The sequence below is a fragment of the Phaeobacter gallaeciensis genome (assembly GCF_001678945.1).
Lineage (GTDB): Bacteria > Pseudomonadota > Alphaproteobacteria > Rhodobacterales > Rhodobacteraceae > Phycobacter > Phycobacter gallaeciensis_A.
Genome location: NZ_CP015124.1, coordinates 4,053,718 through 4,061,725, shown reverse-complemented (window position 1 = coordinate 4,061,725; position 8,008 = coordinate 4,053,718). Strand labels below are relative to the sequence as shown.

General features: G+C 60.0%; 7 protein-coding genes. 3 read left to right on the top strand and 4 right to left on the bottom strand.

Annotated features, from left to right (window positions below; all coding sequences use genetic code 11):
* Nucleotides 1–11: 11 nt before the first annotated feature.
* The gene (locus JL2886_RS19100; RefSeq protein ID WP_082996135.1) at nt 12–719 is read left to right on the top strand and encodes a glutamate--tRNA ligase family protein; all 708 of its coding nucleotides are present in this window, start codon (nt 12–14) and stop codon (nt 717–719) included.
* Nucleotides 720–725: 6 nt separating this feature from the next.
* On the opposite strand, the gene hisI is transcribed toward JL2886_RS19100, so the two are convergent.
* Complete coding sequence (hisI, locus tag JL2886_RS19095; RefSeq protein WP_065270140.1) at nt 726–1,121, bottom strand: phosphoribosyl-AMP cyclohydrolase; 396 nt, start codon at nt 1,119–1,121, stop codon at nt 726–728.
* Between the two features lie 58 nt (nt 1,122–1,179).
* Here hisI and JL2886_RS19090 point away from each other — a divergent pair, with 58 nt between their 5' ends.
* Nucleotides 1,180–1,632: an iron-sulfur cluster assembly scaffold protein gene (locus tag JL2886_RS19090; protein ID WP_065270139.1), complete on the top strand. Its 453-nt coding sequence runs from the start codon at nt 1,180–1,182 to the stop codon at nt 1,630–1,632.
* A gap of 58 nt (nt 1,633–1,690) precedes the next feature.
* Nucleotides 1,691–3,097 (top strand): methyl-accepting chemotaxis protein, encoded by a 1,407-nt coding sequence (locus tag JL2886_RS19085; RefSeq protein WP_065270138.1) that lies wholly within the window; start codon nt 1,691–1,693, stop codon nt 3,095–3,097.
* Between the two features lie 256 nt (nt 3,098–3,353).
* On the opposite strand, the gene JL2886_RS19795 is transcribed toward JL2886_RS19085, so the two are convergent.
* The 3 genes from JL2886_RS19795 to ligA form a co-directional block, all read right to left on the bottom strand.
* On the bottom strand, nt 3,354–3,476 hold the full coding sequence (locus tag JL2886_RS19795) for a hypothetical protein (RefSeq protein ID WP_257784213.1): 123 nt from the start codon (nt 3,474–3,476) through the stop codon (nt 3,354–3,356).
* Between the two features lie 150 nt (nt 3,477–3,626).
* Complete coding sequence (gene recG / locus JL2886_RS19080; protein WP_065273440.1) at nt 3,627–5,717, bottom strand: ATP-dependent DNA helicase RecG; 2,091 nt, start codon at nt 5,715–5,717, stop codon at nt 3,627–3,629.
* Entirely contained in the window at nt 5,714–7,966 is a 2,253-nt protein-coding gene (gene ligA, locus JL2886_RS19075; RefSeq protein ID WP_065273439.1) for an NAD-dependent DNA ligase LigA, read from the bottom strand. The genes recG and ligA overlap by 4 nt, the downstream gene beginning before the upstream one ends.
* Nucleotides 7,967–8,008: the final 42 nt, after the last annotated feature.

Genomic DNA, 8,008 nt, shown 5'->3' with positions numbered 1-8,008 from the left:
AGGACACCGACCTGCAACGGTCGAAACCGGAATGGGACGCAGCCATTATCGAAGATCTGACCTGGCTGGGCCTTCGCTGGGACGAGCCTATTCTGCGCCAGTCAGAGCATCTGAACGACTATAACAAATACCTCAAAGCCTTTGAGAGTATGGGTTTTTTATATCCCTGCTCCTGCAGCCGTGGAGATATCCGCGCCGCCCTATCCGCACCGCAGGAGGGTGTCAGCCACGACGTCTATCCCGGCACCTGCAAGAACCGCCCCATGTCGGATCGCAAACCGGGTGATGCGCTGCGGCTGCATCTTGACCGCGCGCTTTCCCGCCTCAAAGGCCAGAACGTGACCTTCGAAGAAACCGGCGCGGCGCATAAGGGCACACACCATCTGGATCCTGAGCGCGCCCTGCAGGAAATCGGCGACGTGGTTCTGTCGCGTAAAGGCGAAGAGATCATCGCCTATTTCCTGGCCTCGGCGCTGGACGACGTGCATCAGGAGATCACCCATGTGGTACGGGGCGAGGATCTGTTCGACTTCACCCAGCTACAGGTCCTGCTACTGACGCTGCTGGAGCTGCCCGTCCCCATCTACCACCATCACCGCCTGATCCGTGACGAGGCAGGCAAGCGCCTCGCCAAACGCGACGATGCCCGAGCCATCGCAAAATACCGCGCCGAAGGCGCAACACCGCAGGACATCCGCCGCATGGTGGGCCTTGGCTGAGCGCCCTCAGACCATGGGCGCCATCAGTTCGACCTCTTCCCCTTCCCGCACAGCGGTATAGAAACAGCTGCGCCGGTTGGTGTGGCAAGCCGGTCCGGTCTGGCGCACGACAGCAAGCAAGCAATCCCGGTCACAATCCAGTCGCAGATCCACCAGCTCCTGCACGTGGCCCGAGCTTTCACCCTTGACCCAGAACGACTGCCGCGAACGCGACCAATAGGTTACCTTGCCCGTCTCCAGCGTGCGCGCGACGCTTTCGGCGTTCATCCAGGCCATCATCAGCACCTCATTGCTGTCGTGGTCCTGCGCGATACAGGGGATCAGCCCGTTTGCGTCGTAACGCAGGCTTGCGGGATCAAAGGACTGTGTGGTCGCGCTGGACATGGCAAAAACCTTTTGCATCTGAAGCTTCGCTCCCTATGTATGAGGAACTCCACCCAAGGGAAACCCCGAGGCCCGCATGTCCAGCGAAACCGATCTGATCAAACTCTATTCTTCCCGCATTCTGGCCCTTGCGGCGGATATTCCGCATTTGGAGCGTCTGGAAGATCCTGATGTCACAGTGAAAAAACGCTCGCCTCTCTGCGGGTCGACGGTGACCGTCGATCTGAAGGTCGAAGATGGCAAGATCACCGATTTCGGCCAGGACGTGAAAGCCTGCGCCCTGGGGCAAGCCGCGGCATCGGTTGTGGCGGATCACATTATCGGCTGCTCGCTGGAGACGGTGGAAAAAGCCCGCAACCAGCTGAAAGCGATGCTGACCGAAGGTGCCGAACCGCCGCAAGCCCCCTTTGACGAACTTGAGGTATTGGTGCCCGCCCGTGAGTTCAAGAATCGCCATGCTTCGATCATGCTGGCGCTGGATGCGACGCGTGAGGCGCTTCAGCAAGTTGCTAAGGAAGAGTGTACTTAACGATAATTTTATAACATTTGGGCTACTTGTGGACTGTAACGAGTAAACGGGTCCCTAAATGCTGCAAAAACAAGACACTCAGGCGCCATCAGTCGCGGACGCCAATCTGAACGATCTTGCCGAAATCTCTTCCCAGCTCGGTTTTGAAATCGTCGACATTGCCGGGTTTCTGGACACGATCGAGAGTAAATCCAAAACCCAACTTGAAGATCTTGACCAATTGGACCGAGGCGCCGAGCGGGTTGTCAGATCGAATGCGCAGGTCATGGAGACCGTGGGGGCCGTCTCTCTATCAACCCAGAAAACGCTGGAGTCAGCCAGAGAGTCCGTAGCCCTCGTCCGCGAAAGCAGCGGACGCAGCCAGGAGGTTGCCGAATGGGTGCAGGATCTCAACAGCCGGACCGAGGACGTCAGCAACACCGTCGACGCTATGCGCAAGGACAACGAGATCATCACTTCGATCGCGGCGCAGGTGAACATTCTGGCCATCAATGCCAAGATCGAAGCGGGGCGCGCAGGCGATGCCGGGCGGGGATTTGCGGTCGTTGCAGAGGCGATCAATGATCTGTCCAAACGCACCCAACGCGCGGCACGGGAGATCAGCACAAATATCGAAACGCTTTACAGCTGGATCCGGACTCTGGACGAAGAGACTGAGACGATGTCCCAGTCCGCCAAACAAATCCTCGACCGCGCCCGAGACACCGACGCGTCGCTGGCTGGCATTGAAAAAGACGCCCAGAACGTGAACAGCGAAACCGGCCGGATTCTGACCGATGCCACGACCGTGCGCGACGCGATGGAGGCGTGTTTTCCCAACATCAACCGGATCAAGCATTCTGTTCAGGACACCACTGCCGACATTCAAAAGACCCACCACCGTGTTGAAAATCTCATTCTTTCCTCTGAACGTCTTGTTCAGGGCACGGTCGCTCTTGGCGGCCAATCCGGGGACAAGATGTTCATCGCATTTGTCACCGACATGGCGGCCCAGATTGGCAGGCTATTCGAAGAGGGCCTGACCAGCAGCCGGATTTCGCAGGCAGATCTGTTCGACCGGACCTATGTTCCAATCCCCAACACCAATCCGACACAGGTCATGACCCGTTTCACCAAGTTCACCGACAGCGTCCTGCCGCCGCTGCTGGAGGCCGCCCTGGATCTGGATCCACGCGTGGTCTTTTCCGCAGCAGTGGACGTCAACGGATACCTCCCGACCCACAACAAGAAATTTTCCAAACCGCAAAGCGCAGATCCTGACTGGAACATGGCCAACTGCCGCAACCGGCGGATTTTCGATGATCGCGTCGGGCTCAAGGCCGGACGCAACACAGGTCCCTTCCTGATGCAGGTTTACCGGCGCGACATGGGCGGCGGCGACTTTGTCATGATGAAGGACCTGTCGGCGCCCATTACCGTGGGCGGTCGCCATTGGGGGGGGCTCCGGATGGCCTTTACGACCTGAAGCCCAATTACACGGATCCCCGAAACAGACGAAAACCCCGCGCAACTATATATTCACGCAATAAAAAAAGCCGCCACACATCCGGGCAGATGGTGGCGGCAACTCTGGTTCTTCATGCGGGACGGGTCACGCTTTCCGGCAATCAGGCAAGGCCGGACGGGGATGGGTACAGGCAGGTGTTCCCCTCATCGGTTCGGGACAGGATGCAGTGCGACCACCATGAAGAGCCAAGATCAAATTCAGGATTGTGTCAGGCTTAGAAAGATCCCGGAAGGTGCAGCGCCGCCACCAGCATGACCGCAAGGGCGCCCGCACCAATCGCGTCCTGCAGCAGGGTGGATTGGGCATTTTGAAGGGTCGTTTTCAACTGTGCAATCATTATCGTTCCTCCGGTCAGTTCGCTGTGTTTGCGCTTGGGCGCGTTCTTGTTGCCCCTTTGTTCTCATTTTGCGAACAGCAAGTAAAGAACTTTATGAGAACATTTGCGAACTTTTTGGAACAAAACCGATTTCAGTAGGAACGAAACAGGTTAACCCACTGAAATTAAACGGAACGCCTGATCCTGCTTCATCAACCACAGCAGAACGCGTGCGGCCTGCCCCCGGGGGCCGGTCAGATCGGGGTCTTTGGCCAGCAGCGCACGCGCATCGCTCTGCGCCACGGCCATCAGCGGGGCCTGCCGTTCCAGATCGGCAATCCTGAACCGCGGCAGACCGGATTGGGCTGTGCCGATCATGTCCCCGGCACCGCGCATCTCCAGATCGGTTTCGGAAATGCGAAAGCCATCCTCGGTTTCGCGCAGCACCTCCAGCCGCCGGCGGCCTCCCTCGCTCAGCGGTGGCTGGTACATCAACAGGCAGGTGGATTCGGCGCTGCCACGCCCGACCCGCCCCCGCAGCTGGTGCAGCTGGGCTAGGCCAAAGATTTCGGCCCGTTCGATCACCATGATCGAGGCATTGGGCACGTTGACGCCCACCTCGATCACCGTGGTCGCCACCAGAACCTTGGTCTCACCGCGTTGAAAGGCGGCCATGGCCGCATCTTTTTCCCCAACCGGCATCTGCCCATGCACGAGACCCACCACGCCTTCGCCAAGGGCGGCGCGCAAGAGCTTGAACCGTTCTTCTGCAGCGGTCAGGTCCATGACCTCGGATTCGCCAACCAAGGGGCACACCCAGTAGCACTGCCGCCCTTCCTCAATGGCGTGGCGCAGGTGGCTGACAATCTCCTCGGTCCGTTCCGTGCTGATCACAGCCGTCTTGACCGGCTTGCGGCCCGGGGGTTTCTCATCCAGCACCGAAACATCCATATCCCCGTACTGCGCCAGAGCCAGTGAGCGCGGAATGGGCGTCGCGGTCATCACCAGAACATCGGCGCCCATGCCCTTTTCCGCTAGCTCCATACGTTGACGAACGCCGAACCGATGCTGTTCGTCGACGATGGCCAGCCGCAAATCTGCAAAATGAACATCCTGCTGGAATACTGCATGGGTCCCGACCAGAATCTGGATATCACCCCGCTCTAGCGCGGCCAGCTTGGCCTTGCGCTCGGCGCCCTTGTCCCGGCCGGTCAGCAGCTCCAGAACCACACCAGCTTCTTCGGCAAGGGGGCGCAAGCCCTCGTAATGCTGCTGCGCAAGGATACTGGTCGGAGCCATCATCACGCCCTGCCCGCCAGCCTCCACCGCGACCAGAAGCGCCATCAGCGCCACCAGCGTCTTGCCCGCGCCCACATCGCCCTGCAGCAGCCGGTTCATCCGCCTGTCCGAGGCCATATCGGCGGAGATTTCCTCAATCGCGCGGGTCTGCGCCCCCGTGGGGCGATAAGGCAACGCCGACAGGACACGGGACTGCAAACGCCCGGTGGCCTGACTCTGGATGCCACGGGATTTGCGTTCGGATTGCCGGGCAATCGCCAGCGTCAGCTGATGCGCAAACAGCTCATCATAGGCCAGGCGCGCCCGTGCCGGAGCGTCAGGGGCGAGATCCTCCTGCCCTTGTGGCTCATGCGCCGTGGTGATCGCCTCGTCCCATGAAGGCCAGGCTTCGCGTTTCACCTGCTCGGGGTCGATCCACTCGGGCAGATCAGAGACCAGATCCAAGGCACCGCGCAGCGCTTTGAACATGGTTTTCTGCGACACTCCATGGGTCAAGTGATAGACCGGCTCGAACTCGGGGATCGTCGCGGCTTCGGCCAGTGGCACCATGTGATCGGGATGCACCATCTGCGCGATACCGTCGAACAGCTCCAGCTTACCCGACACCAGACGCCGCGATCCCTCGGGGCATTGCGCCTCCAGATAACGGCTGCGACCGTGAAAGAACACCAGCTGAAAATCTGTCTCCGCATCCGTCACCGTAATGCGGTAGGCGCCCCCACGATTGCGCGGCGGCCTATGGGCGCCGATGGTGACTTCAACCGTGGCAACGGTGGGCAGTTCCAACCCGGCAACCGTATCGCGGCGGCGCCTGTCCTGAACAGAGTATGGCAATGAAAACAACAGGTCACGCGGCGTTTCTATATGGATCTGTTCCAGATTCTGGGCAGTCTTCGGCCCAATCCCTGGCAGTTTCTCCAGCCCTGAAAACAGGGGGAACAGGATCTCGGGACGCCCGCTCATGACTGTTCTATCAGCTCCAGCCAGCTGTCTTCATCCAGAACCTTGATCCCAAGATCTGCCGCCTTGGTTGCCTTGGATCCGGCCCCGGGCCCCGCCACAAGGATATCGGTTTTCTTGGAGACCGAGCCGGAGACCTTTGCCCCCAGCGCCTCAGCCCGCGCCTTGGCCTCGGCCCTTGTCATCTTTTCCAGCGTTCCAGTAAATACCACCGTTTTGCCGGACACCGGGCTTTCGGCGGCGGGCGCATCCGGGGCGATGATCGTCAGATGTGCCGTCAACCGGTCAATCGCGGCGCGTTCCTCGGGGTTGGCAAGGGCGTCGGACAGAGACAGGGCCAGAATAGGTCCTATCCCGTCGGCGCCGACCAGATCGTCCCAGGCCGCCTGCGCTGTCTCGGGCACGTCGCAGGCGCTGACCGCAGCAGCACGGGTATCGGAGATCCGGGCGCGGCGCCCTTCCTCGGCGGCGGCGATGCGTTCGGCCTCTTCCGCCTCATCCGCCGCCCGATGCGCTAGCGCCGCCGGACGCGCGGTATCAAGCGCCGAAACCAGTTCATCCCAACCGCCGTAATGTAGCGCCAGATCGCGGCCACCGACCTCGCCGACGTGGCGAATACCAAGAGCAAAGATGAACTTGGCCAGTGGGATCTGTCGTTTCTCATCAATGGCATCAAACAGGTTGGTGGCCGATTTTTCCCCCCAACCTTCGCGATTTTTCAGCTGCTGCATGCCAGAGCCAAAGCGATCCCGCAGAGTGAAGATGTCGGCAGGTTCGCGGATCCATTCGTCGCCGTAGAATTGTTCGACCTGCTTGTTGCCCAGCCCATCAATATCAAAGGCCGCGCGAGAGACGAAATGTTTCATCTTTTCAACAGCCTGCGCGGGACAGATAAGGCCACCGGTGCAGCGGCGCACAGCGTCGCCCTCTTCCCGGATCGCTTCGGATCCGCATTCCGGGCAGATATGCGGGAATGCATATGGCTCTGCACCCTCGGGCCGCTTGGTGAGGTCCACATCCGCCACCTTCGGGATCACATCGCCAGCGCGGTAGATCTGCACCCAGTCGCCGATGCGGATGTCCTTGCCGCCACGGATTTCTTCGCCTTTGGAGTCGAAGCCGCGAATGTAATCCTCATTGTGCAGGGTTGCGTTTGAGACAACCACCCCGCCCACGGTCACCGGGGTCAGTCGCGCAACGGGACTGAGCGCACCGGTGCGGCCAACCTGGATGTCGATGGCTTCAAGCCGGGTCCAGGCCAGTTCAGCCGGAAACTTATGCGCAATTGCCCAGCGTGGCGTGGTGGAGCGGAAACCCAGCCGCCCCTGCAGCGCCATGTCATTCACCTTGTAAACGACACCGTCGATATCGTAGCCCAGCGTTGCCCGCTGTTCCTCGATGCTCCGGTAATGCGCGATCATCTCGTCCACAGTGGGGCACAGCCTGGTCAGGGGATTGATGGTAAAACCAAAGCCTTCCAATCGTTTCATCGCCTCGAACTGCGTTTCCGCAAGGGGTTCAGAGAGCTCACCCCAGCTATAGGCAAAGAATTGCAATGGACGGGAGCGGGTAATTTCCGGATCCAGCTGACGCAAGGACCCTGCCGCCGCGTTGCGCGGGTTGGCAAATGTCTTGCCGCCGCGTTCTTCCTGCCGGGCGTTCAGGGCGGCAAAAGCCTCATGGCTCATGTAGACTTCGCCGCGCACCTCCAGCACTGCGGGCGCATCTACGATCTGCTGCGGAATATCGGCGATGGTGCGGGCGTTTTCGGTGACGTTCTCGCCCACCGATCCATCACCGCGGGTGGCGGCCTGTATCAGCACACCGTTTTCATAACGCAGAGAAAGAGACAGACCATCGATTTTTGGCTCGGCGGTAAAGCTGAGCGGAGTATCCTCGGACTGACCCAGGTATTTTCGAATACTGCGGGCAAAATCGTCTACATCACTGTCTTCAAACGCATTTCCCAGCGACAACATCGGCACGCTATGCGCCACCTTGCCAAAGCCAGAGGCTGCGGGCGCCCCTACGGCCTCAAGCTGAGACGCCTCGTCCTTCAACGCCGGAAATGCTTCCGTCAAAGCAACATACCGCCGCTTCGCCGCATCGTATTCGGCGTCCGAAATGATCGGCGCATCTTCCTGGTGATACGCAAGATCGGCGGTTTGCAGTTTCTCCTGCAAGGCCAGGAATTCCTGGCGGGCGTCTTCTTTGGAAAGACTCTTCGGATCGCTGTCTTGGCTTTGTGTCACGCGTTTGCCCCGTCTTGCTTCAGACTAGGTGATAGGCCGCAG

Bases quoted from the DNA above. Each gene is read 5' to 3' on its own strand.
- hisI (WP_065270140.1), bottom strand. From the start codon at position 1,121: ATGCAAAAGGTTTTTGCCATGTCCAGCGCGACCACACAGTCCTTTGAT.
- JL2886_RS19085 (WP_065270138.1), top strand. From the start codon at position 1,691: ATGCTGCAAAAACAAGACACTCAGGCGCCATCAGTCGCGGACGCCAAT.
- recG (WP_065273440.1), bottom strand. From the start codon at position 5,717: ATGAGCGGGCGTCCCGAGATCCTGTTCCCCCTGTTTTCAGGGCTGGAG.
- JL2886_RS19795 (WP_257784213.1), bottom strand. From the start codon at position 3,476: ATGATTGCACAGTTGAAAACGACCCTTCAAAATGCCCAATCCACCCTG.
- JL2886_RS19090 (WP_065270139.1), top strand. From the start codon at position 1,180: ATGTCCAGCGAAACCGATCTGATCAAACTCTATTCTTCCCGCATTCTG.